Genomic DNA, 25,663 nt, shown 5'->3' on the forward strand with positions numbered 1-25,663 from the left:
AATATTGATGTCACCTTAATCAGAAAATAATGTATATAACGATATATTTTGCTGAATAAGATCTTCTTTTTGTGCTTTTGTTAACCGTTTTTTAATTCGATACTCAAATTGCATTGCATCGCGTTTAGATTTTACTTGTTGCGACCATGTTAATGTTAAAGGCCCCTTACCTTTAAGGTATTTTGCCCCTTTTTTACTGTGTTGATGTTCTTCAAAACGACGAGCAACATCAATAGTAACGCCACAATAAAGCATTCCTTTATGAGTACGAATAAGATAAACAAACCAAGGCGTGATTGACATAATAACAAGCCGTAAAATAAACAGGCCCAACATATAATGTTGAGCCTATATAAAATGATGAAAGCGACGGCAATATTGGCAGAACAATCTACCAGTATTCGTGAATAATAGAAACTATTCCGTTAATGATTCTAACATTAATTGTAATTCAATAACTTGCTGTTTTAATTGTTCAACATCTTGTTCTAATGCAATAATTCGTTCTTCATTAATAGTACTATTCGCAGTCATTGCTTTAGCGGGCGTATAATTGTCAACATCAATATCACCACTAAGTAGATGCATATAACGACAATCACGTTTACCTGATTCTTTAGGTAACCTAATAACATAAGGCCCATTATCAATTGATGCTAATTGTTCAAGTACAGCTTCCGCTTCTTGTGTATCCACAAAATCACATAAACGATTAGTACGAGTACGAATTTCACCTGCACTTTGTGGCCCTCGTAATAATAATACAATCATTGCTCCGAGTTCTTGTTTAGTAAATTGCAATGAACCAAACTCAGTATTACAGAAACGATGCTGAAACTTAGAAACACGACTACCAAAACTGGATACATCGCTCACCATTCGTTTTTCTTTAAGCTCTTCGAGGGTATCAAGTATCATTGCTTCATCAAGCGCCATTACGGGCTCACGACTTGATTTTTGATTACATGCTGTCGTCAATAGATTAAGCGTTAAAGGATATTGATCTGGAGTAGTAATTTCTTTCTCAAGTAAACAACCAATTACTCGAGCCTGTTGTTCTGTTAACTGCATATCCATGATCATCCTCTTTATCTTACTTAATATGGCTTTCTAGTAACCGTAAGATCTCGACACTTGTCACTCAAAAAGCCATTACGATAATACAGTGTCAAAATACTCTAGGAAGACTAGCACGTTTATCTTTGCCAGCAAGTAGTTAGGTTATAAAACCTGTAAATTTTAGTCATAGACAAGTAAAAATCAGTTTTCATTATGACTCACTAAAGAATGTGGATACTCTGCTGTTACAAATTGATCACGCCCATTATCTTTTGCTTGATATAACAATGTATCAACCGCTTGATATAAATTCTCAACTAATTCTAACCCTGTAGGTACCCATGAGATAGCACCTTGACTCACCGTTAATTGATCACTTATTAATGAATTATCATGTGGTATCGCTAACTGTTGAATAGCATCCTTTAAACGTTGGCACTCTTTAATTGCTTGTTTTTGATTACAATTACAAATTAAGATAATAAATTCTTCACCGCCATAACGGCCACAAACTTCACCTGCTCTATTAAATGTTTTTTTCAATGTAGATGACAATAGTTTAAGACAATGATCACCTTCTATATGTCCTTGATAATCATTAAATAATTTAAAAAAATCAACATCAAGTAAAATAATTGTCAGTGGTAAATTATTTCGCCCATGTAATGCAATAAATTCTGTTAACTTTTGGTCAAGATAACGACGATTGGCAAGTTTAGTCAATGGATCTTTATTTGCTTGTTCTAATAACAGTTTGTTTACTTTTTGCAACTGTACCGTGGTATGTTCTAATCGTTGTCGCATCACAGAAATGCGACCCATTGCTTGCATTTTAGCCGCTAAAATAATTGGATTTACTGGTTTAACTAAATAATCATCCCCGCCAATATCAATAGCTTTAGCTATAATATGAGGATCATCAAGACCACTTAAAAAGATAATCGGTACCCATTCTGGATACTTATGTCGAATCATAGACACTAATTCAATGCCATTTTGTTCTGGCATTTCAATATCAATTAATAACAAATCAGGCTGAAATTCTGAATAACACTTCAATAACTCCGCACCTGATGATACTGACTTAACATGATGACCAAGGTTTGTTAGACATGCCGCTACATATAATCGCTCACTGGCAACATCATCGGCAATTAAAATCCGCATCACTCCCATATTAAATCCTTTACAATAGCCAATTTACAATATAAAACATATTGCATCACTCATGCCATATATTCATATTATGAAAAAAAAACTTAACAGCGTGATTACACCATGACTATTCACTAAAATAAATTTTATTATTACTTTTATAATCATATATTGACATTTATCAGTAGGAATATAGGATTCCTCCTCTCAAAACACAATGCGTTAGGAAAAACTATGTCTGAAATTAATAACAACGAAGAACAAATCATCGAAGAAACAGTATTTACATTAGATGACTGTTCTCCAGAACTTCGCCAAGTAGCCACAGTTGAAGAAGTACCAGCAGAGTTGATTGATATGCTTGTAAACGTTTATAAGGTATCAGAGCCGACTTCACGTGAAGCATGGAACGCATTACCAGCAAGCGCACAAAATGTTTTGGATAATTTTGAGCAATTTCACTCTTTAGTTGCACTAAGCCAAAGCTACTCTGGCGTTGACTTCCTTGGTGAAATGCAAGATACCAAATTCCCAGAAGACATGAGTGCAGATGAACAAGCTGAATACAAAGCATCTATGCTTGATAAAGTTTTAGTTAACTGTGTAAAAGATATGTGTAAGCAATTAAAAAAAGCGCGTCGCAATCCACCAATGAAACGCGAGTTTACTGAAATTTTTCAAAAGTAATTATTATTACTACGATCATTAATATGAAAAGAAAGAGTGATCCACTCTTTCTTTTTTTTATAATTAATATTTATTAGATAATACATATTTATGGTCAATTATTTACCTTTGTTTAACTAAAGGTTAGCAACTAAAAATATTGTGCTCAACACAAAATATCATGCAACAATTATCAGCTCAGCTAGCCATGTTCGGCGAGATCAGGCAGTGTTTGATATTGCGAGTTGGCAAACAGGACTTGGTGGTGTCATTTTTGATAGTGTAAGTGTTGCAGACAGACCATTATCAACTTTAGTTATTCCAAAAAATAAAGAATTAGTCGGCAAATACCGTGATAGGCTTCAAGTGTATGGTTTATGGCACTATCGCTCGTATCCTTTACAGCAACGTTAAAATAGACTATTACATTACTTAAGTAACTAATTAAAACTGAATGAATTTATCTATATAAATACCCTAAAAATTATTATCATTAGCGTATTTTTACTATCATTTTTATATTTATTATTCCGACAACATAGTGTCTTTATTAAAATAATTATTACATATTCTATAGTTGCATCTCACGAATTGAATTGCCTATTATAAATGTAATAAAAATATGTGATATGCTGGTTCATGTATAATATTGACACTTAATCAAACATAAGGAATGTATAATGCCACTCGATTTCATTATTAATTTACTCTCAAGCCCACAATTATACCTACTAATATTTATTGTTATTACGCTTAAATTAAGTATTATTTTTGTACCTCAAAATGAAGCATGGCTTGTTGAACGTTTCGGAAAATACCGCTCCACCAAAGAAGCGGGTTTGAATTTTCTTATTCCTTTTATTGATAGTATTGGCGCCAAACGAAGCCTAAAAGAAACGGCTGTCGATGTACCGTCACAATCAGCTATCACAAAAGACAATATTAGCCTTGTTGTTGATGGTGTACTTTATTTTCGAGTTCTAGATCCTTACAAAGCAACATATGGTGTTGATGATTATAGATTTGCCGTTACTCAACTGGCGCAAACCACCATGCGTTCTGAATTAGGTAAAATGGAATTAGATAAAACATTTGAAGAACGTGATCTTTTAAATGCTAATATTGTTGCAGCTATAAATACCGCATCTGACCCTTGGGGCGTTCAAGTACTACGCTATGAAATAAAAGACATTGTGCCACCAAGCTCTGTAATGGAAGCAATGGAAGCTCAAATGAAAGCAGAACGAGAAAAAAGAGCGCAAATTCTTGAATCTGAGGGTGATCGTCAATCTGCTATCAACATCGCGGAAGGTAAAAAACAAGCTCAGGTATTAGCGGCAGAAGCAGATAAGCAAGAACAAATTCTTAGAGCAGAAGGTGAAGCTTCAGCAATTTTAGCGGTTGCCGACGCACAAGCACAGGCATTACGCACAATAGGTGAAGCGGCTGATACTGAACAAGGTCAAAAAGCAATTCAACTTGAATTAGCAACGAAAGCCATTGAGGCAAAAAAAGCCATTGCTAAAGAATCTTCAGTTGTTTTATTGCCAGAAGACTCAACTAGTGCAAGCTCAATGGTTGCGCAAGGTTTATCAATTATCAATTTGATTAATAAAGCTCAAAAAAATAATTCTTAGAGCTAAGGAGCGATATGTTTAGCAATATCCCACAAACATTAGTGATATTGGGATTACTCACTCTTATCATTGAAGTGTTAATTCTGGGTTGTAGTACCTTTGTACTGCTATTTTTCGGCATTGCCATGTTGATCACCAGTGGCTTAATTTACATGGGTATGCTAGAGGCGAATTGGATAACGACGATTTTAACCTTAGCCATTATAACCTTAGTATTAGCCATTGTACTTTGGAAGCCATTAAAAAAATTACAAAACAAACCCAGTAAAACCGATATAAAGAGTGATTTTGCTGTTATAACATTTGAACTAGAAAAAGATTTATTACCATCAGAACGCTATACCTTTAATTACTCAGGTATTCAATGGTTACTTAAATCAAACACCGTAATAGAAAAAGGTGTAACCGTTAAAGTAGTAAAAAAAGAAGTTGGTGTTTTATGGGTTGAACCAATAGATAAGCTAATAAAATAAAGCTTGATATTACAAGTTCTAATAACAACGTAAATAGATAAAGCCGTTAATATTTCTTAACGGCTTATTTCTATATTAAAAATGATATATTTCATTAATCAACAAGCTCTGTTTTTTCTAATAACTTACAAAACTGATGTTTAATAATTGTCTGGCTAATATAAATCACATTGATTGTGTCATTAAGATAGGTATAAGCTAACCGAAATACGGCATCTTTAACGGCAACAATCTTATATTCATATATTTTCAAACCACCACACCGAAATTGTCTTACTGTCTTTATTTTTATAGACTGACTCGCAATTAATAGTGGTAAACGCTCTCTGACATCTTGATAAATAATAGTTTGATATTGCTCGTGTAAATGAAAAAATTTACGTAAATGTCGATTTTCACTGTAAGTGATATTCATCATCAATGCATCTTGTAAATTACAATAGTCTATTACGGTGATTTACAAGATCATAGTTTGAATACATTAAATGCCCCTTAAAAAAAAGTGAACATTATTCACGATTTCACAATTACACCGATCATAAACCACTAACTTTGTACCACAATATAATTATACCAACAAAAAAGAACACGCTAATAGACTAAAATAATGTTTACTTTTTTAGATAAATTATCAAAATAACTGTGTCTTAGTATAATTAACATTATGCTGTTTATACCATACAGATTCGTTTCTTGATTGCATAAAAAGCCATGGTAGATAACAATAGCGAACAGTATATAATTCTCAATGTAAGAATCTAATTATGACTATTGATCCAACAGCATTACTGGCAATGATAATGATCTTTTTAGGATCTTTTGTACAAACAGCTATTGGTTTTGGACTTGCTATCGTTTCAGCCCCGATTCTTATTATTATTGCACCCCAGTATGTCCCCGCCCCTATTTGTCTAGTTGCCCTCTTTATCTCATTACTTAATAGCTTAAAACATCGCAATAGTATTGAATTAGGCGGATTAAAAATGGCCATCTTAGGACGTATTCCAGGATCTATTGCAGGTGCAACGCTACTCGTTTTTGTTTCAACACAAAGCTTATCATTATGGGTAGGTTTATTGGTATTACTTGCCGTTTTTATTAGTATAATGCCATTTAGAATTGAGCCAACCCCAAGAAGAATGGTTATTGCAGGATTTTTCTCAGGATTATTTGGCACTAGTTCAGCGATTGGTGGCCCACCGATGGCTATACTGTTACAGCACCAGGAAGCGAATCAATTACGGGGGAATTTGTCGGCTTTTTTTGTATTTAGTTCGATTATCTCTTTAATAACCTTAATTCCCGTTGGTTTTTTAAATATCGACAAATTATGGCTAACATTACCTTTACTGCCCGCAGCATGGGCTGGATATTGGTTAGCATTAAAAACAACCCAATCGTTACCTAAACAAACGATTCGTTACGGTGCATTAACGCTATGCTTAATTTGTGGTTTTATTGCAATATACAAAAGTCTAATATAGTTAATCTATTAGCGCACTTTTTTCATTGGACATTGAAGGAATAAATAATGTCATTAACTACTCAATTATTATTGTTTGCTGACGTTGTTCATCAAGGTTCATTTTCAAAAGCAGCGGCTTTACATAACATGGATAATTCATCATTATCAAAAAAAATTAAAAAATTAGAAATAGAATTAGGCGTTCAACTTTTAAATAGATCTACACGATCATTTTCATTGACGTCTGCTGGTGAGAATATTCTCGAACAAACGATTAAACTTAACGATATCTTAGATGATATCCAACTTATTGCGAAGTCATACCAATCACAACCCAAAGGTATTTTACGTATTACATCTCCAATTTACTTTGGACAAAACTACTTACAACCTGTCATTTCGTGTTTCATAAACAAATACCCTGATATCCAAATCATCCATTCACTTGATGATAGAAAAGCAGATATTATTTCAGAACAATTTGATATTGCATTTCGACTTGGAAAACTAACTGAATCTAATTTAATTGCAAAAAAAATAGCAGACACCCATTTTATTTTAATTGCTTCTTCTGCTTTTGTTCATCGTTATGGTTTTCCTCAATCAGCACAACAACTAACCCAATTACCAGCTATTGTTTACAATAATATTGATGTGACGCTTGATCAATTACAGATCAAAGACAATATAACAGATACCGATTTTATTACTTATAAGATGCAAGCTAAATATAAAGTCAGTGATGTAAAAACGATGATAAATGCAGCCAAAGATAGCTTGGGATATGCGTTAATAGATTTGTCTAACTTAGAAGATTCACTTGAGAACCTAGACTTAGTACAGCTATTGCCAGAAATGACAATATCACGTTCAAACACAGCAATTTATGCTGTATACCCTCACAGAAAACAGACGATGTTGGTGAAAGAATTTATTCATGCAGTTCAAGAACACATTGGCACCCCACCAAGATGGGAAGCTTATTTACCTCAATAAGTAGGCTTATAAAAATGATAACGTTTGAATTTAGAGTCTATTCAAACGTTATCATCGCGTTATGTTAGCAATATTAAATAACGGTAATAACATCAGCTTCAGCTAAACGCGCTTTTGGTAAACCGAAGTTATAATCTTGTCCTTCTAAAGGATATCCCATAGCAAGAGCAACATCACAAACATAACCACCAAGTTCATCTTTAAAAGCTGAACCAATCAATTCTGAATCAACCCCTTCCATTGTTGTTGACGCAATACCCAATCGAGCAAGAACATGCAATACGTTTCCTAATGCGATATAGCTTTGCGCTTTTGTCCAATGACCATTAAATCCATTTTCATCGGTATTTAATTCAGCAAAACCATAAGCGCCATCTAACATATCATTATATTTTTCTGCTGGTAAATGTCCTGATGACACCTCAACATCAACCACATGGCGGTAGTCATCTTTAGTATAAGAAGGGTTATATGCAAACAAAACAATATGTGATGCTTCTGTTGCATGGTGTTGATTAAATTGGAATTTATTTTCGAATGTTTGATAAAAGCGCTGTTTTGCCTCATCACTTTCAAGAACAATAAACTTCCATGGTTGAGAATTAATAGATGAAGCAGATAAACGAATGGCTTCTTTAATGACATCCATATTTTCAGCGCTAATTTTTTTAGTTTTATCGTATTGCTTTGCAGTATAGCGGCTATTAAGATCGGTAATAATTTGATGTTGCATAATAATATCTCTATTAACTCATTGATGCCGCAATAATAAAGATAAACAGCGTTTTAATAAATAGTCTATACAACCAAATATTATGGATATTTTTTACCATAATACAAACACGGTGATGGTACATTTAAGTTATACTTTTTTATGACGCTATTGCGATATATAAAAGTAAGAGAAAAAATCGGTCATCACACTGGAAAAACATACCAACAAACGATAAATTAGAGCAATACGTGTTTCTTCTTAACTATCGTGCAGACAATGATTCAATCAAATGTTTTACTTCGTTATCCATCATTACGAACTTTTTTCAATTTAAGAACCAATATTGCGGCGCTTAGCTTTGTAAGCTGCTCTATTCCATTATTTTTAATGGGCCATGTCACCATGGGAATTGCTTTCTCACTTGGTAGTATTAGCTGTGGTTTTGCTGATACTTCTAGCGTGACAAAATACCGCATTTTTGATTTTATGATCGCCTTGCCCCTCTTTTTCTTTATCAGTTTAGGCATCGAAGTTGTCTTTCCACATTCGTTATTATTTGTAACTTCATTGGCAATAGTCAGCTTTGCACTGTTTATGCTCGCAGTATTAACTCCTCGGTTAGGGGCTATTGGGTTCTCTGCGATTCTATTGGCTATTTACGCGATGTTATTACACTTAGAAGGACGTCCAGTATGGCTAGTACCACTTTGGTTAACTGGTGGTGCCGTGTGGTATATTTTCTGGCAAGCTTTAGCTATTTATTTTCTGCCAAATCAAGAATCAAAAGATATTTTATCGGATCTTTATCAAGTACTAGCTAAAAAGCTAATGCTTCATGATCAAGCTTTTGTTTTAGCAACAGATAAAAACCAATTATTTATTAAATCCGCTCAATTTCGCTCACAAATAGCAACCTTATCTCATACACTTGAATACCGTATTCATCAGCAATTTTGTTGTGGTGAAGACAGCGCCAAGCTACAAGATATCTACCGTTTTCTAAAAATAGCAGAGCGTATTAATGAACAAACACGCTTAATGTATTTCACGTCAACGCCATTATTAAAGCAATATAATCCACAATGGTTAGAAAGTATTCATCATGCAGATCAACAAATTAGTCAGTATTTAGCGCAAGTTACTGTCAATAATGTGCACTTTTTAATCCTACCCGAAATTGACTTTAAAGCCTTACGTCAATATCAAGTAGCAGAAGAAGCGCAAGATGAAGCAATAACAGCACATTCATTCATCAACAAATTAGATATCATTTATCTTTTATTACAAGAACTTAAAAACAAAGCAACCACCGTTGCAATCACCCCTCAAATTATATCTAAACCCATTGTTTTAACGTGGAAATGGCAAGATATTGTTTCAAAACTCGTTAGCCAAATGACACTGAAATCAAGTTACTTCCGTCACGCGCTGCGTGGAACATTGAGCCTTACTACTGGCCTTATTGTTGTACGTTCGTTGAATCTTGATTTTGGCTTTTGGACATTAATGACCAGCTTATTAATATTACGTCCAAATTTATCCATGACATGGACGCGATTGTTACAGCGTCTTTCCGGTACGGTTTGTGGATTAATTGTGGTCGGTGGTTTACTGCACTTTCAAGTATCAATGGATATTTTACCCTTTGTCTTCTGTATTGCAGCCGTTCTATTTTTTCATACTTCCGCGCGTCATTATGGGTTTGCCGTATTCTTCGTTACCTTGTTTGTATTTGCGGGTTTCTCGCTTAATGGACAGGGAGATAACATCATGCTGCCACGGTTAGATAACACCGTATTAGGGGTATTTATTCCTCTCATCTTTGTGTTTATTCTCACACCTGGCTGGCAGAAGAAATCATTTCCAACTCAACTCTCAGCCACTATCAAGGGTTATACTGATTACTTGATTAGCTTTCATCTTTACTTATCAAATAAAGATCCACAACACAGCGAAAAATTACAACGTCACTTCCAAGATTGTGTTGTCTACGATACCAACTTATTTGATCACTGGATGGGATATTTAGGCGAACCACAACGTAATTCACAAACCAGTGAACACATTCTTCTTTGTAGCCGTAGCTCAAATATTATTTTACGAATATTAACGCAAATCAATGAAAATAAAGAACAAATAACAATCAACAATCAAATAGACTCTGAAATAAAAAGTGCAACACATTCATTAATACAACTTCAACAACTGTTACAACAAACATTAAATCATACTGAGTTATTCAAACATATTTCTAAACAAGAACAGCTCATTTATCAATCATTTACTTACATTGAAGATGAAATATATCGGCTTGATAACAATCAGTTAATCGCATTACTAGCAAAAGAAATTGCCTTATTTCTTAGTGCCATCGACCATCAAACACAATAATAATTGTGGCGTCATTATTCATAATAACAGTACGTTGTTTCTCTATTAAGCCAGCCATCGTGCTGGTTTAATAGCGTTAGCGTTATTTAACGATAAGCTGTTAGAATTGCGCCCTTAATAGCATCAGAAATTAAGGACAGAATAATGCTAAAAAAAACTCAACTGTGCGGTATTGTTATTGCTTTAATCGCTTCCAGTTCAGTATGGGCTGCGGATCAAACCATCACGCTTAAAGATGGACGTCAAGTTGTCCTGCATGATAACTTTACTTGGCAATATAAAGCACAAACTAATAACTCAGCCACCAGCCCTACTCTCAAAACAACAACCGCAACAGCAATTCCTGTTATCGCAACATCTGCAGTAGCGATTCCCATTATTAGCGCTCTCAAAGGCGTTGAAATTGAATTAGGAACCACGAAAGCCATTCAACAACTCAGTGATAGTGGCATGGATGTACTGTTAACGGCAGCACATTACGAAAATGGTACATTAATCATTCCAACAATGATGACTAACCAAAGTTCAAAATCAGTGGTTAATGTCACCATGAAAGTGCGTTTAAGTAATAATGACGGCCAAACAATAGCCACAGACGAGTTCACAGTATGGCGCTCAATTAACCGTATGCCAGACACCTATTTCCGTCCGAAGACACAGCATCAAGGCAAACCGATCACCTTTGATGTACCGAAAGCTGAACGTTACTTTATTGATGCTGAAATCACTGATGTTGATATGAGATAACCATAAAATTACAATAAAAAGCTCAAATCATGATTTAAATTTGAGCTTTTTATTCACTAATTATGATCTGGCTGACAATCTATTCACTGCTAATGCTAATTTCGGTAATAATGCCAAAGTGATCTGACACTACATCATAAAAATCACCATTAAAGATCGTTTGATGCTGCTTTACTGAGACTTGTTGATTACTAAAGATATAATCTAACCGTAATAATTGGCTATTTTGCTGCCAGCCATCAATATTTTTAACAACGGTTATACCTGTATCTTTCGTTTTTGCCATGGTATAACAATCAAATAAGTGACATTGTAACGCATAATCATAACCTTGATCGCGAAGATGACTAGGGTTATTAAAATCACCTAATAAGAAGCTCAATCGCGGTGATAACGTCGCTGTAATTCGATTTAAATGATCAGCAAACGAACCTTGTTCATCATTCCACCAGCCGCAATGACAATTATAAAAATCCAACTCTTGTTGTTTGTAAGCCACTTTAATACGTACAGCGCGACGATGTTTCCAATTACTGACATCATAATGGTCACTTAAATCGATCACTTGATGCTCAATAATGGGTAAGCGGGTTAAAAAAGCCAATCCTTCTTGATAAACGTCATAACTTTGATGAACAAAATCCCATGTTAGCTGATAATCATGCCCCAATTCGGCTAATTTTTGCTGTAATAAATAGCCATAATTATCGCTGTGTACGGGATGATTACTGCATATCTTTTCATTTACAACAGCGCTAAGATGGTGTTGGTTAACCTCTTGTAATGCAATAACATCACAATCTTGATCAATAATCGCTTGAGCGACAATGGCTAACTTTTGTAATTGATGTTGCTCTTGCCAACTGTGGGTATTTAATGTCAATAATTTCATAAATCATTCACTTACTAATGATGTATTGAGATAAAAAATCGTAGCATTTCCACTACGCTTATCAATAATGTCATTTGTTACAACAACCCGTTAAGCCATCGCAAACTTATCTATTAATGCAGATTTAATCACATCAACACCCGGACCATAAATGGCTTGTACCCCTTGATCTTTAATGACCAATCCTAACGCACCGGTTGACTTCCATAATGTATAGTCAGCCACTAATGCAGGATCTTTAACTGTAATCCGTAGACGTGTCATACAAGCATCGATCTCTGCAACATTTTCACGACCACCTAGATTTTGCATAATGATTTCAAGCTTGTCGTCTTGTGACATTCCTTCTGCTTTTTCATCAATATAATTACCTGCACGTCCAGGGGTTGGTAGATTAAATTTAATGATTAATAAGCGGAATAACGCATAGTTGATCGCAAAGAAGGCAATACACACCATCACAAAGTTAATTAAATCCCCACCAATGCCCGCAGAAATCATCATCGGAACACGTGTAATCAGTTCAATCAGACCAAAAGCATGCACACGTAAATCAATCAAATCCACCAGCGCAAAAGCCAATCCGGTTAATATCGCATGTGCTACATACAGTACGGGAGCAACAAACATGAACATAAATTCAATGGGCTCAGTGACACCCGTTAGCAATACAGCCAAACACGCTGAGAAGAACATCGGCTTATATTGCAGACGCTTATCACTATCAACACAATGGTACATGGCAAGACCAATACCAATTAAAGAAGACGCTGCAATGATCACTTGACCCGCTTTAAAGCGCGCAGGATGAACCGTCGCCAATAGATGTTGATAAGCCGCTGGATCGGTTAATTTGAGGTTGTTTAAATCACTCACCCATGCAAGCCATAATGGATCTTGACCATAAACACTTGAACCCGCACTTGGTCCGGTTAATAACTGATATGTTCCACCCAGTTCGGTATAATTCATAGGAATTGTTAACGTATGATGTAAACCAAAAGGCAGCAATAAACGCTCTAAGGTGCCATAAACAAACGGAGCAACAATCGGTGCGCTATCTTTTGAATTTGCGATCCACTGTCCAAATTCATTTAATGCACCTTGCACTAATGGCCAGATAACCGCGAGAACAAACGCGATAATCACCGAATAAATAATCACCATAAAAGGAACAAAACGTTTGCCGTTAAAGAACGCTAACGCTTCTGGTAAACGCGAGTAATCATAGTAACGGTTATATAAATTAGCCCCAACATATCCAGAGATAATGCCAATAAATACCCCCATATTGAGTGTTGGCGCGCCTAAAATTGTTGTAAAAAATTGAGATACAGGCAACTCAGAACCAAATAGACTCATGACAGTAGCATGAGGATCATTCATCATGCTGCTACTTACACCGAAAATAACCCCCGTGGTGCGGTTAATCAATATAAAAGCAATCACGGCTGCAAATGCACCACCCGCCCGCTCTTTGGCCCATGAACCACCAATCGCAACGGCAAATAACAGGTGTAAGTTAACAATTACGCCCCAGCCAATATTTTCCATGATATGGCCAATAGTTTCGATAGCACCAATGCCACCAGCATACATAGCAACCACTTTACCCAGCGAAATCATAATACCGGCGGCTGGCATTACTGCGATCACAACGATCAGTGATTTACCAAATCGTTGCCAAAAATCAAACGAAAGCAATTTACTCATAACGATGTCCTTGATTGAGAAGGCAGGTTAACGTCATCACTGACCTGCCATAAATATAACTATTGTTTTTTCACAAACACATAAGCTGCATAAGCCGGTGCTAATTGTGTGGTCATAAAGTCACTACGGGTGGTGTCATTATTTGGCGTTTGATTATCGAGAATGAGTTCCCCTAGCTGAGTAACATCAAGATCAACGTTGGTATCGTGATCACTTAAATTCGTAATAATCGTCCACGTTCGATCTGATTCAATACGTTGATAAGCATAAATATTGATATCGTTTTCTAGTAATAATTGATAACGACCTGTAATCAAACTTGGGTTATTTTTTCGAAGGGCGATTAACTGTTTATAAAACTGTAAAATCGAGTGCGGGTCGCGCTGTTGTTGTTCAACATTAATATCGGTGTAATTAGGGTTAACAACCAGCCATGGTGTCACCTCTGAAAACCCACCAAAAACACTACTATTCCACTGCATAGGTAAACGGCTATGATCACGCGAGACTTGATTTAGCAGATCTAATATTTGTTGATCTGTTTTTCCTTGCTGTTGTAATTTAATGATTAAATTTTTAGCCGACACATCATTAAAATCATCTAACGCAGTAAACGTATGATTAACGATGCCAATTTCTTGGCCTTGGTAAATAAATGGCGTGCCTTTCATTAGAAAATAACAGGCGGCTAATGCGGTCGCACTACCATACCAATAATTAGGATTAGCAAACGTATTAATACTACGGGCTTGATCGTGATTTTCGAGATATAAAGCATTCCAGCCTTTACCTTCTAATGCATTTTGCCAACGGGTTAAGATTTGCTTAAATTCCACCAAATCAAACTGCTCACCATTTCGCTCTTCCGACCACAACTTCATGTGTTCAAATTGGAAAATCATATTAAAGACGCCACCTTTATCATTTTCAGTGGGTTCAGCAACCCACGTTAATGCATCTTGTGCCGCTACCCCATTAGCTTCACCGACAGTGACAATATCAAAGGGAGCAAAAGCTTGGTCTCGCAGTTCATATAAATGTTGCTCAATGCCATTTACATTCATGTGGTAATCAAACGAAGACACATAATCATCACCATTAGGGTTAGGTAATGACGGTAGATTAGGTTGCTTTTGAATATGACTAATGGCATCTACTCGAAAGCCATCAATGCCTCGTGCTAGCCACCAATGGATCATGCTAAATAGTGCTTGTTTTACTTCGGGATTTTGCCAATTAAGATCGGGCTGTTTTTTAGAAAATAAGTGCAAATAATATTGCGCAGTAGCAGCATCATATTCCCACGCGCTGCCATGAAATATACTTTCCCAATTATTAGGATCATTAGTAGGACTTGTCGGGGTTGGAGCACTACCATCGCGCCAAATATACCAATCACGCTTAGGATTAGTTTTGCTTTGGCGTGATTCAATAAACCATGGATGCTCGTCACTGGTATGGTTAATCACTAAATCCATAATGATACGAATACCGCGCTCATGTGCAGTATTGATTAAACGATCAACATCGGCAAGGCTACCGAAATCTGGGTGAATATCTTGGTAGTCACTAATATCGTAACCATTGTCATCATTAGGTGATTGATAAAATGGACAAATCCATACTAAATCAATACCAAGTTCAGCTAAGTAATCCAGTTTGGTAATAATGCCAGCAATATCACCAATACCATCTTGGTTGCTGTCAAAAAAACTACGAGGGTATATTTGATAAGCAGTCGCTGCTTTCCACCACGCAAATGATGTTGCTGACGTATTATTGAGGTGATTCATCCATTTAACCTTACTAAACATATACTGCATATTTGTATGTGTTACCGATAACACACACGGTAAGATCGAATGTAGTGATATGCAAAAGGTTTTTAAATGAATTGAGAGCTTTCTCTAATTTTTAACTCAAATTGACCTTCACAAGAACTTGAATCACGCTTGATTAGCTTCTTCACTGCCTGATAGCCCATTTGATAATAATTAAACGCTACCGTTGTTAAACTTGGCACTAATAAGTCGCTATAGTCATAATCACCAATGCCTACAATCCAAATATCATGGCCTATTTTTAGGTGTTGTTCTTTTGCAAGACGATACAAACGAATAGCAATATTGTCAGTAGCGCAAAAATAAACTTGATTAGGTTGTAGTGTAACCTTTTGATAAGCTTCTTTTTGTTCAGAATCAGCTAATGCTTGTAAAGAAAGAGGTAAAGCTGGAGCAATATGATTAATCGTGGTTTGCATCAGTTGGGTACGTAATGAAAGCATACGCGCATCATAAATATAATGGATGGCCGTAAAGGGAGCTTGCTGTTGTTGTAACTGATGAATGGTATGAGAAACGAGTGCCGTTATCGCTGCTTGTTCGGGATAATATAAGCAACAATGATCAGAAATTTGCTTTCCAATAAAGATTAAATTTTCTAGCCCTTTATAAAAAGGTTCTTCGATACTGTGCTTTGAAGCAATAACTATCGTCCCCAATGCATTAAGGCCATTGAACTCGCTTACGGCTTGGCGCTCAGATTCATGACTAAACCCTGTCGCATGAAATAACATTCGAGCATTAGATTCATTTGCCGCTGCTAACGCCCCTTTAATCACTAAGCTAGTCGTGTAAGATTCAATACGCGGTGCAATAAAACCAATAATATTAGATTGACTACGAATAGAGCGTGCAAATTTATTCGGGGTATAATGATTTTCTTTTACGATCGCATCAATTTTAATGCGATTTTCTTCTGATACATAACCACTATTAAAATAACGTGACACTGTCATTTTAGATATTCCAAGCTGCTTTGAAATATCAGCCATCGTCATTTTTTGCGCCATAACACTTTCACTACAATAATCAATATTATCGCTATAGTACCCAATATATTGACAAAGAATACAGCACTAACGTTAATCTATTGAAAAGTAATAAAACTATGCTGAGTTCCATTCAATAACAACAGTAATCTTGTAAAGATTTAGCAATGTATTCCCCTCTTTTTGTTACCAATAGAAAAACACCAGCCTTTGTTGGGCTGGTGTTTTTTATTCTTAGTACTTAAACGTACCACGAATAGGATAGTTATTGTCTGGATTACGGATCCATCCAATACCATTTACTAATGATTCTAATTCTGGTCGCACAAATGGATTATTCGATAGATCAACAATCTGCAATCCACCATTTTCATTAATAACAAATAATGCAGGCTCAGAGAAATTATGATCGGTTTCCTGCTCTGAACGTGGAATCGAAATATATAATCCCAATGTTTGCATTTGTTGCTCAGTTAAACCGTAAGCAATAGGGAAACTGATCGTTAATTTTTCAATATGCTCTTCTAACTGTTGTTTTGAGTCAGCAGAAACAGCAATAATTTCAACGCCTGAATCTAACAACTTTTGTTTATAGCTTTCTAATTCATTAAGATATTTTGTACACAACGGACAATGTTTACCTCGATAAACAAATACCGCTTGCCATGTTGCATTACCTTGTGGCTTACCTAAAGTAACAGATGAACCATCCAGTAATGTCACTTGCATTTCTGGGAATAAATCACCCGCATTAAGTTTTATAGAAGTCGTCATATTGAATCCTCGTTAGAGATCATTAATATATGCACCATTTCTTTGTAACAAGCATGTTTATATATTCAAATGAAAATGGATCTTATTAAACATGAACGCTAATAACAAAGATAATGATTTAATATTTATGTAAAAAAGGAATAAGCAGACAAGTTGTTATTAATAATAGATATAGTATTAATAACAACTATTACTGTTTATTACTTATTTTTTAGGCGTACCAATAACTAGTCCTAGAATAAGACCGAAAACCATATGTCCCATTAAAGCAACCATTGACATAGGAACGCTATTAAAAAACATTCCTTTACCAGCCATTGGCATAACAATGGTCATCGCAACAAGATAAACTGGAATTAAAAATACAATACCACGTAACCAACCAGGACCTGGTAAATATTTATACCCAATGAGTAAGTAAGCAATAGGAAATACAATTGTACCAACCATAAAGTGCATCATTAGACCGACACTATCAGACGTTCCTAGCATGTGGGCAATAATAGCAGCCACATCCATAGAATGTCCGATAAGGTGCGGTGCAACAAACTTACCCATTAAGGTAAAAGCTAGTGTACCAAGAAAACCACCAATTAAAGCTTTAACTACATTACTTGCATTAAAAATACTATTCGACATACAGCCTCCATTATTATGCTTAATTGTCGTAGAACTTGATAAGTATAGTGACTTATTCAATTTGAATCTCTATTAAATTAAGCATAAAAATAATACTAAAGTGATTGCTAAGATTTCATAAATATACTTTTGAGAATTGATTATAAAAAGATATTCTCAAAAAAATAAACAGATGAATCTTAGTCAGCTAATATTAAACATCATTATCTCTTCTCATATTCAACTAATAATCATAATATATTTCATTCATACCCTACGATTTAAACGTACAACTTTTTTCAAGATGGATTACATTAAAAAATATCACTAATATAAAATAACACTATATATTAATAATATTTATATAACGCCTAATCTCATTAACGATTAAATAATCGAGTAGAACGTATTTATTACTGCATTTATGAATACAAAACAGACAAATCTATAAACCCACAAATTGAACTAAACCTTTCAGTTTAATTTAATCTATAGGTAATAATTTGTCAACACTTTTAAACTAAACAGTTCATTTTAGATTTAATTTTTGCTTTTTTTTGACCACACAAAAAATAACTTACTTCACAATCATACAATTTATTCTAAAAAGTATAACTCATGTTCAACTTTTAACATTTTTAATACATTCTAATGAAATAAGCGTTTTATTACTTGCTTGATTTGATCAAGAATAGAACAATTAAATTCACAACACAGCAACATTTATTCATTTAACATACTAAACATGACAATAAAATAGCTTTTTGATACTTTTTTGTTACTTAAATACAATAAAATATTATATATCAGAGCGTTATTTTTCATCGTTTGGAATGATAGGATAATTACAAATAAGTAAACATTAGCTAACAAAATAATTGTTATCCAGTAACGATTATTACTTTTGTTTGTTATGAGTAATCAAGTTCACGGAGGAAAAATGAAAATAATTCAAAGTAAGAAGATGATCATCCTACTTACATTACTCTCAACATTATTTTTAGTGGTACTCTTTGCCAGCAGTAACATGGTGCTCTTTGACTCAAAAGGCAGCATTGGTGAAGCCCAATCATCATTAATCATTACATCCGTTCTTCTGATGGCAATCATTATCGTGCCTGTTTTATTTATGGCGATTTATTTTCCTTATAAATACCGTCAGAGCAACAAAGAGGCTGAATACACACCAGAATGGGAGCATTCAACCAAAATAGAAGTGGTTATATGGACTGTCCCCTGCTTAATCGTTTTAGCATTAGGGTGGATCACCTACCAAACCTCTTACTCACTTGACCCAAGAAAAGAGATTGTTTCCGATCAAGAACCATTAACCATTCAAGTGATTGCTATGAATTGGAAATGGCTGTTTATTTATCCAGAACAACAAATTGCCACAATCAATGAAATAGCACTACCCGTTAACCGCCCTGTTAAATTCTTAGTCACTTCAGATACCGCCATGAACTCCTTTTTTATTCCACAACTCGGTAGCCAAGTTTACGCAATGGCGGGGATGGAAAACCGTTTAAATCTTATGGCTAAAGAAGAAGGCAGTTATCGCGGTATATCAGCCAATTACAGTGGTTATGGCTTTTCTAACATGCGATTTAAAGCCCATGCTGTTAAAGCTGTTGATTTTGAACAATGGGTAAAAAAAGTCAAAACCTCTGAGAAAATTTTAAATAATAATAGCTACGATCAACTCACGGCCAATGCTAACGAGCAAATTACTGCGCCACATCCAGTGACATACTTTGCTTCTGTTGCTCCGCTGAAATTTAAAGACATTATTGAGAAACACGCAGGAGTCCAAAATGGCTTATAAAGGGAATGTATACGCTGAAGTGGATCCGGTTTTCGGCAAATTAAATTGGGATGTTATTCCCTTTACCGATCCAGTCGTTTTTCCTGTCATGATGGCCGTAGTGCTTGGTGGATTAGGGCTATTAGGCTTAATTACATATCAAAGAAAATGGCACTACTTATGGAGTGAATGGTTTACCTCTGTCGATCATAAAAAGATAGGTATTATGTATATCATCGTATCAATGGTGATGCTCGTACGTGGTTTTTCTGATGCGATATTAATGCGATCCCAACAAGCAGCTTCTACCATTGATGCCAGTTATCTACCACCAGAACACTATGACCAAGTCTTTACCGCTCATGGCGTGATCATGATTTTCTTCGTTGCGATGCCATTTGTAGTGGGTCTAATGAATATTATCGTGCCATTGCAGATAGGTGCTCGCGATGTTGCCTTCCCCTTTTTAAATTCCTTGAGTTTTTGGCTCTTCGTTGTTGGCGTTATTCTAATTAACATGTCCCTTTTTGTTGGTGAGTTTGCAGCAACAGGTTGGTTAGCCTACCCGCCGCTTTCAGGTATGGATGCTAATCCTTGGGTCGGGGTTGATTATTGGTTATGGTCACTGCAAATATCAGGTATAGGTACACTGCTAACGGGGATTAACTTTGTTGTTACCATCCTTCGCATGCGTGCACCTGGCATGAAAATGATGCAAATGCCCGTATTTACATGGACATCACTGTGTGCCAACGCACTGATTATACTTGCCTTCCCTATATTAACGGTCACCTTAACCCTATTAACACTCGATCGTTATGTTGGTACCCATTTCTTTACCACTGATATGGGTGGTAACCAAATGATGTACGTCAACCTCATCTGGGCATGGGGCCACCCTGAAGTTTACATTCTAGTGCTGCCAGCTTTCGGTATTTTTTCAGAAGTTACGGCTACATTCTCGCGTAAGCGTCTGTTTGGCTACACATCATTAGTGTGGGCAACAATGGTAATTATGGTGTTGTCATTTATCGTTTGGCTGCATCACTTCTTTACCATGGGCGCAGGCGCAAGTGTTAACGCCTTCTTTGGCATTGCAACCATGATTATCTCAATTCCAACGGGGGTTAAGATCTTCAACTGGTTGTTTACCATGTATAAAGGACGGGTCGAGTTCAGTGCCAGTATGTGGTGGACAATTGCGTTTTTAATCACATTTACTATTGGTGGTATGACTGGCGTAATGCTTGCTATACCTGCGGCTAACTTTGTTCTGCACAACAGCTTATTCGTTATTGCCCACTTCCATAATGTGATTATCGGTGGTGCACTCTTTGGTTACTTTGCAGGCCTTACTTACTGGTTCCCGAAAGCCACAGGATTCACCCTTGATGAACGTCTAGGCAAGATCTCATGTGCGCTTTGGACCGTCGGTTTCTTCGTGGCCTTTATGCCAGTCTATGTTCTTGGTTTTAACGGCATGACTCGACGTCTAAATGTTGCGGAGAATCCAGAATGGGCACCTTACTTATGGGTCGCAGCCTTTGGTGTCTGTATTGTTGCAGCGGGTATTGCGGTTCAGTTCTACCAAATATTCGTCAGTATTCGTGATCGTAAACAGAATCTAGATCTTACTGGTGATCCATGGAACGGCCGTACATTGGAATGGGCAACATCATCCCCACCACCATTTTATAACTTTGCATTACTGCCTAAGATTCATGATCGTGACGAACATCATTACGCCAAAGAACATGGTTTAGCTTATCAAGAGCCTGAACGTTATAAGCGTATTCACATGCCGAAGAACACCTGGGCAGGAGTGGTTATCAGTATGTTCTCATTAATGTTTAGTTTTGCTTTCATCTGGCATATCTGGTGGATGGTCATTGCAGGCGCTGTTGGCATGATTGCTTCTTGGATTGTTTACAGCTTCCAACGCAGTAAAGATTATTATGTTGAAGTCTCTGAAATTGAAGCGATTGAACGTAAACATCTTGCTAAAGCACGTGGTGAGAAGACCGCTGAACACAAAGATGGTGAAGATGATAATTTCGATCCATCCGATCTAAAACCAGCCGATTCCATGGCATAAGGGGCAAGAGCAATGATGACTACAGAAGTAAAAGACACCTTCAATCTCAATGTCCCTGCTCAGTCTACCGACAATCATGATCTCGATGATCATGACCATCACGACTATGCTGGCGATACTATTTTTGGCTTTTGGATTTACATCCTCAGTGACTGCTTATTATTCGGTACTTTATTTGCAGTTTACGCTGTTTATTCAAATAGCTTCGCCGGCTTAATTGAACCTAAGGAACTGTTCAATCTTGGTTTTGTATTAACGGAAACGGCACTGTTACTGTTTAGTAGTTTTACATTCGGCATGGCAATGCTCAAAGCCAACCATGAAGATATTAAAGGTATGTTCAAATGGTTAGCCATTACGTTTGGGCTTGGTTTGTCTTTTTTAATCATGGAACTGTATGAGTTCTATCATTTTAGTAGTGAAGGCGCGACGTTTCATAGTAGTGCCTACTGGTCAGCATTTTACGGTTTAGTCGCCACTCACGGACTCCACGTTTTTGTAGGCTTAATGTGGATGATTGTATTGGTGTTCCATTTTAAACGTGACGGCTTCTCAGCAGAGAATAAAACACGTTTAGCCTGTTTAAGTCTATTCTGGCACTTCCTTGATGTTATCTGGATCTGTGTGTTCAGTGTGGTTTACTTAATGGGAGTATTGTAATGGGCAATTCAACTAACCAACACTCGACTAACGAACATTCAACGGCGCATGGTCAAGGTGGCCAAGCTCACGGCAGCGTAAAAGAATATGTTCGAGGGCTAGTGTTCTCTATTATTTTAACCATTGTACCTTTTGCTATGGTCATGGCTGGCGTCGGTTCAACCCAGTTCATTATTGGTGTGATCATGGTATTCGCTGTTGCACAGATCTTAGTCCAACTGGTGTTCTTCCTGCATATGAACACCTCGTCGGAACAAATGTGGAATACGTCGTCAGCTGTATTCGTGGTCGTTATTGTGGCTATTATTCTTATAGGTTCGTTGTGGATCATGGATCACTTAAACCACAACATGCTAATGGGTCATTGATCAAGGAGGTTCTATGATTAAACCTTATCTGAAACTGACCAAACCGGGCATCATCGGTGGCAATCTCATTGCAGCCATCGGTGGTGTATTACTGGCATCTCAAGGCAATATTGATGGCGTATTACTCTTAGCTGTCGGTATTGGTATCACCTTGATTGTTGCATCAGGCTGCGTGTTCAATAATGTCATCGATATAGATATCGACAAATTAATGAAACGTACTTGTGAGCGTGAATTAGTCAAAAAAATTGTTCCCATCTCTTATGCATTAATTTGGGCAACAGTATTATGCGTTGGCGGTTTTTTTACACTTTATCACTATACTTCCACCGTCGCCTTTCAGTTTGGTGTGCTTGGTTTTGTGGTTTACGTTGGCTTATATAGTCTCTATTTTAAACGCAAATCAGTTTACGGCACCTTAATTGGCGGCTTATCAGGAGCTTGTCCTCCCGTTATCGGTTATTGCGCTGTAACAGGGCAATTTGATAGCGGCGCGGCAATACTGTTTATTACATTCTGCTTATGGCAAATACCGCACTCATACGCGATTGCGATTTACCGTTTCGACGATTATAAATCAGCCTCAATTCCAGTCTTACCCGTTGAAATCGGTATTGCTCGCGCACGTTACCATATCATTGGTTATATCATTGCCTTTGCGATGGCAGCATTAACACTGACTTACCTTGGCTATGTGGGTAGCTGGTATGCATTAGGTATGGGATTAGTGAGCTTACATTGGCTGTATATTGCCAAAGTGGGTTATCAAAAAGTCCCTAATGCTCAGTGGGGTAAAAAAATGCTGTTATGTTCCATTTTCAATATCATGGTGTTTTGTACGTTAATTTCACTTGATTTTTCATCTGAGACCATTGCTGATGACTATCAAGTTAATGCATTACCTACCGTAGTAATGGAGCCTCATTCATGACGAAAAACCCAACTAAAATAGTGCTTCTTTTTGGCGCTCTGTTTCTCGCTACCTTAATGGGAAGCTATATTTATAACACCACAACCCCTGTTGGTGAGAATGTAAAACCGCTAAAAGATCTTGGCGGTCCATTTGAACTAAACAGTATTAACGGCAATGTCAGCCTTGATCAATTTAAAGGCAATATTGTAGTGCTCTATTTTGGTTTTTTAAACTGCGCTGAAGTCTGCCCCTCTTCCATGGGAACATTATCAGCCGCTTTTTCACGCTTATCACCTGCAACCTATCAACATGTACAAGGATTATTCGTCAGTGTCGATCCTGAACGCGATGATTTAGTGTCATTAAATAAATTCGCTAAATACTTCGATGATCGTGTTATTGGCTTAACCGGTACCAACCAACAAATAGAAACTTTAACGAAACAATATGGTGTTTATTTTGACATTGTTGATATGGAATCATCTGAATTAAGTTATACCGTCGATCACTCTTCACGTTTCTATATTATTGATGACACAGGCAAGCTAGTGGGAGCGATGAGCCACAACACGACCCCTGTCGAATTAGCTGCAGGTATTGAACGTATTTATGAAAAAACCATTACTAAAAAATAGGAGATAACAATGAAAAGAAGTGCCTTGTACCTTGGATTATTAATGAGTTGTTTTCATGCTACGGCTTTTGCAGCGGATGTAACTCATGCCGACAACCATGTTCAATCTCAGCAAAACCACACTGAGGTTCAAAAAGTAAACGCCGTACTAACGATTGAAAATGCAACCGCAAAAGCCACGATCCCAGGCGCGAGTGTTAGCGCTGGCTACATGAAGATCATCAATAATGGAGATACAGCAATCACTCTCGTTAGCGCAAGCACTGCCATTGCTAAACACACCGAATTTCATCGAATGTTTATGCGAGATAATACAATGGCAATGCGTAAAGTGGATGCACTTGAGATCCCTGCTAATGGCAGCATCATACTCGCCAGTAAGGGTTATCATCTGATGTTTATGGGTGTCAAACAAGACCTTAAACCAAATCAAGTGATCACCGTAACCATGCAACAAGGCAAAGGTAAACAGTTCGATGTACAGCTTTTAGTCGTGCCAATTAAAAAGTATTAATATGGGGGGTAGTGTATGAAAGGTGTACAGGTTTTAATTGCCAGTCTCTGCTTATTACCAAGTGTATTAATCGCGCCAGTTAATGCCAAAACATCAATGGACAGTGTGGTAAAACATCTACAAGGCCCTTGTTCGAGTGAATTAATACAATTAGCAGAAGTAACATTAAAGACAAATCCACATCGCATTTTATCTTATAATGATAAGCCTACGGATGTTCACCTTTTCAATGCACTAGCAGTAACCAGCTATCGAGATCGTGATAGCCATGTCACCTTTCACGGTGTAAAAAATATAGCGGGAGGTTGTGATACATCGGTCATTGAAAGTTATGTATTACAAACATCTTGCTCAGACGCACGCCACGAAGCATTCAGTAAATGGGATTTTCAAGGCAAACTCAATGACAGAACTTATGTTCTCAATAGTAAACGTATTAAAGGCAAACAGGCTTTTTTAACTGATCAATTACCTGATATTTGTTTAGTTACGACACGTCAAGTGATCAATAATTGATCTTATATCATGTTTTTTATTTTTATTG

26 protein-coding genes and 1 pseudogene are annotated in these 25,663 nt (G+C 36.5%); 16 read left to right on the plus strand and 11 right to left on the minus strand.

Annotation, left to right across the window (positions count from 1 at the left end; all coding sequences use genetic code 11):
• Window positions 1-15: 15 nt before the first annotated feature.
• The 3 genes from GLP24_RS00405 to GLP24_RS00415 form a co-directional block, all read right to left on the minus strand.
• Window positions 16-303: a GIY-YIG nuclease family protein gene (locus tag GLP24_RS00405; RefSeq protein ID WP_233462149.1), complete on the minus strand. Its 288-nt coding sequence runs from the start codon at window positions 301-303 to the stop codon at window positions 16-18.
• 114 nt (window positions 304-417) lie between these two features.
• Window positions 418-1,077: a YceH family protein gene (locus tag GLP24_RS00410; protein ID WP_167388549.1), complete on the minus strand. Its 660-nt coding sequence runs from the start codon at window positions 1,075-1,077 to the stop codon at window positions 418-420.
• 183 nt (window positions 1,078-1,260) lie between these two features.
• Window positions 1,261-2,235: a GGDEF domain-containing response regulator gene (locus GLP24_RS00415; RefSeq protein ID WP_152653640.1), complete on the minus strand. Its 975-nt coding sequence runs from the start codon at window positions 2,233-2,235 to the stop codon at window positions 1,261-1,263.
• Window positions 2,236-2,448: 213 nt separating this feature from the next.
• On the opposite strand from GLP24_RS00415, the gene GLP24_RS00420 reads away from it, so the two are divergent.
• The 4 genes and pseudogenes from GLP24_RS00420 to GLP24_RS00435 all read left to right on the plus strand — a co-directional run bounded on the left by GLP24_RS00420 (window position 2,449) and on the right by GLP24_RS00435 (window position 4,990).
• The gene (locus GLP24_RS00420) at window positions 2,449-2,901 is read left to right on the plus strand and encodes a DUF3069 domain-containing protein (protein WP_101769115.1); all 453 of its coding nucleotides are present in this window, start codon (window positions 2,449-2,451) and stop codon (window positions 2,899-2,901) included.
• Between the two features lie 159 nt (window positions 2,902-3,060).
• Window positions 3,061-3,294: pseudogene (locus GLP24_RS00425) on the plus strand (transporter); the annotation flags it as partial.
• 266 nt (window positions 3,295-3,560) lie between these two features.
• Entirely contained in the window at window positions 3,561-4,517 is a 957-nt protein-coding gene (locus tag GLP24_RS00430) for an SPFH domain-containing protein (RefSeq protein WP_202820812.1), read from the plus strand.
• A 14-nt stretch (window positions 4,518-4,531) separates the two neighbouring features.
• Window positions 4,532-4,990, plus strand: coding sequence for an NfeD family protein (locus GLP24_RS00435; RefSeq protein ID WP_101769112.1), 459 nt, complete (start codon window positions 4,532-4,534; stop codon window positions 4,988-4,990).
• Window positions 4,991-5,084: 94 nt separating this feature from the next.
• Here GLP24_RS00435 and GLP24_RS00440 read toward each other — a convergent pair whose 3' ends face one another.
• The gene (locus tag GLP24_RS00440) at window positions 5,085-5,408 is read right to left on the minus strand and encodes a hypothetical protein (RefSeq protein ID WP_232583435.1); all 324 of its coding nucleotides are present in this window, start codon (window positions 5,406-5,408) and stop codon (window positions 5,085-5,087) included.
• A gap of 346 nt (window positions 5,409-5,754) precedes the next feature.
• On the opposite strand from GLP24_RS00440, the gene GLP24_RS00445 reads away from it, so the two are divergent.
• Both GLP24_RS00445 and GLP24_RS00450 read left to right on the plus strand, forming a co-directional pair.
• Entirely contained in the window at window positions 5,755-6,474 is a 720-nt protein-coding gene (locus GLP24_RS00445; protein ID WP_232615343.1) for a sulfite exporter TauE/SafE family protein, read from the plus strand.
• Window positions 6,475-6,521: 47 nt separating this feature from the next.
• Window positions 6,522-7,451: a LysR family transcriptional regulator gene (locus GLP24_RS00450; RefSeq protein ID WP_101769109.1), complete on the plus strand. Its 930-nt coding sequence runs from the start codon at window positions 6,522-6,524 to the stop codon at window positions 7,449-7,451.
• 73 nt (window positions 7,452-7,524) lie between these two features.
• Here the strand turns inward: GLP24_RS00450 and GLP24_RS00455 are convergent, their stop codons facing one another.
• The gene (locus tag GLP24_RS00455) at window positions 7,525-8,184 is read right to left on the minus strand and encodes a nitroreductase family protein (RefSeq protein WP_101769108.1); all 660 of its coding nucleotides are present in this window, start codon (window positions 8,182-8,184) and stop codon (window positions 7,525-7,527) included.
• A gap of 258 nt (window positions 8,185-8,442) precedes the next feature.
• Here GLP24_RS00455 and GLP24_RS00460 point away from each other — a divergent pair, with 258 nt between their 5' ends.
• Window positions 8,443-10,557, plus strand: coding sequence for an FUSC family membrane protein (locus GLP24_RS00460; RefSeq protein ID WP_232615344.1), 2,115 nt, complete (start codon window positions 8,443-8,445; stop codon window positions 10,555-10,557).
• 144 nt (window positions 10,558-10,701) lie between these two features.
• Window positions 10,702-11,304: a DUF3157 family protein gene (locus GLP24_RS00465; RefSeq protein ID WP_232599678.1), complete on the plus strand. Its 603-nt coding sequence runs from the start codon at window positions 10,702-10,704 to the stop codon at window positions 11,302-11,304.
• Window positions 11,305-11,383: 79 nt separating this feature from the next.
• Here GLP24_RS00465 and GLP24_RS00470 read toward each other — a convergent pair whose 3' ends face one another.
• From GLP24_RS00470 to GLP24_RS00495, 6 genes are all read right to left on the minus strand, one after another.
• Window positions 11,384-12,196 carry an endonuclease/exonuclease/phosphatase family protein gene (locus tag GLP24_RS00470; RefSeq protein WP_221943415.1) on the minus strand — a complete coding sequence of 271 codons (813 nt, stop codon included), beginning with the start codon at window positions 12,194-12,196 and terminating at the stop codon, window positions 11,384-11,386.
• A gap of 90 nt (window positions 12,197-12,286) precedes the next feature.
• Complete coding sequence (locus tag GLP24_RS00475; protein WP_232615345.1) at window positions 12,287-13,909, minus strand: PTS transporter subunit IIBC; 1,623 nt, start codon at window positions 13,907-13,909, stop codon at window positions 12,287-12,289.
• A gap of 59 nt (window positions 13,910-13,968) precedes the next feature.
• Entirely contained in the window at window positions 13,969-15,702 is a 1,734-nt protein-coding gene (locus tag GLP24_RS00480; protein WP_232615346.1) for an alpha-glucosidase, read from the minus strand.
• Window positions 15,703-15,794: 92 nt separating this feature from the next.
• Window positions 15,795-16,760, minus strand: coding sequence for a LacI family DNA-binding transcriptional regulator (locus GLP24_RS00485; RefSeq protein ID WP_232615347.1), 966 nt, complete (start codon window positions 16,758-16,760; stop codon window positions 15,795-15,797).
• Between the two features lie 213 nt (window positions 16,761-16,973).
• Window positions 16,974-17,513, minus strand: coding sequence for a redoxin domain-containing protein (locus GLP24_RS00490; RefSeq protein WP_045038059.1), 540 nt, complete (start codon window positions 17,511-17,513; stop codon window positions 16,974-16,976).
• Between the two features lie 204 nt (window positions 17,514-17,717).
• Complete coding sequence (locus tag GLP24_RS00495; protein ID WP_232615348.1) at window positions 17,718-18,152, minus strand: DUF6789 family protein; 435 nt, start codon at window positions 18,150-18,152, stop codon at window positions 17,718-17,720.
• A gap of 919 nt (window positions 18,153-19,071) precedes the next feature.
• On the opposite strand from GLP24_RS00495, the gene cyoA reads away from it, so the two are divergent.
• Genes cyoA through GLP24_RS00535 form a run of 8 tightly spaced genes read left to right on the plus strand, consistent with a single transcriptional unit; the run spans window position 19,072 to window position 25,635 of the window.
• On the plus strand, window positions 19,072-19,956 hold the full coding sequence (gene cyoA, locus GLP24_RS00500) for a ubiquinol oxidase subunit II (RefSeq protein WP_232615349.1): 885 nt from the start codon (window positions 19,072-19,074) through the stop codon (window positions 19,954-19,956).
• On the plus strand, window positions 19,946-22,030 hold the full coding sequence (cyoB, locus tag GLP24_RS00505) for a cytochrome o ubiquinol oxidase subunit I (RefSeq protein ID WP_232615350.1): 2,085 nt from the start codon (window positions 19,946-19,948) through the stop codon (window positions 22,028-22,030). The genes cyoA and cyoB overlap by 11 nt, the downstream gene beginning before the upstream one ends.
• 15 nt (window positions 22,031-22,045) lie before the next feature.
• Entirely contained in the window at window positions 22,046-22,690 is a 645-nt protein-coding gene (gene cyoC, locus GLP24_RS00510; protein WP_232615448.1) for a cytochrome o ubiquinol oxidase subunit III, read from the plus strand.
• The gene (gene cyoD / locus GLP24_RS00515) at window positions 22,690-23,058 is read left to right on the plus strand and encodes a cytochrome o ubiquinol oxidase subunit IV (RefSeq protein WP_080155840.1); all 369 of its coding nucleotides are present in this window, start codon (window positions 22,690-22,692) and stop codon (window positions 23,056-23,058) included. Before cyoC ends, cyoD begins: the two co-directional genes overlap by 1 nt.
• 13 nt (window positions 23,059-23,071) lie before the next feature.
• Window positions 23,072-23,989, plus strand: a complete 918-nt coding sequence (gene cyoE / locus GLP24_RS00520) for a heme o synthase (RefSeq protein WP_232615351.1) — start codon at window positions 23,072-23,074, stop codon at window positions 23,987-23,989.
• Window positions 23,986-24,606 carry an SCO family protein gene (locus tag GLP24_RS00525; RefSeq protein WP_232576948.1) on the plus strand — a complete coding sequence of 207 codons (621 nt, stop codon included), beginning with the start codon at window positions 23,986-23,988 and terminating at the stop codon, window positions 24,604-24,606. Before cyoE ends, GLP24_RS00525 begins: the two co-directional genes overlap by 4 nt.
• Before the next feature lie 9 nt (window positions 24,607-24,615).
• A complete protein-coding gene (locus GLP24_RS00530; protein WP_232576949.1) occupies window positions 24,616-25,119 on the plus strand; it encodes a copper chaperone PCu(A)C in 504 nt (167 codons plus the stop codon).
• A gap of 15 nt (window positions 25,120-25,134) precedes the next feature.
• Complete coding sequence (locus GLP24_RS00535; RefSeq protein ID WP_232615352.1) at window positions 25,135-25,635, plus strand: hypothetical protein; 501 nt, start codon at window positions 25,135-25,137, stop codon at window positions 25,633-25,635.
• Window positions 25,636-25,663: the final 28 nt, after the last annotated feature.

The organism is Photobacterium carnosum (assembly GCF_021236965.1).
Lineage (GTDB): Bacteria > Pseudomonadota > Gammaproteobacteria > Enterobacterales > Vibrionaceae > Photobacterium > Photobacterium carnosum.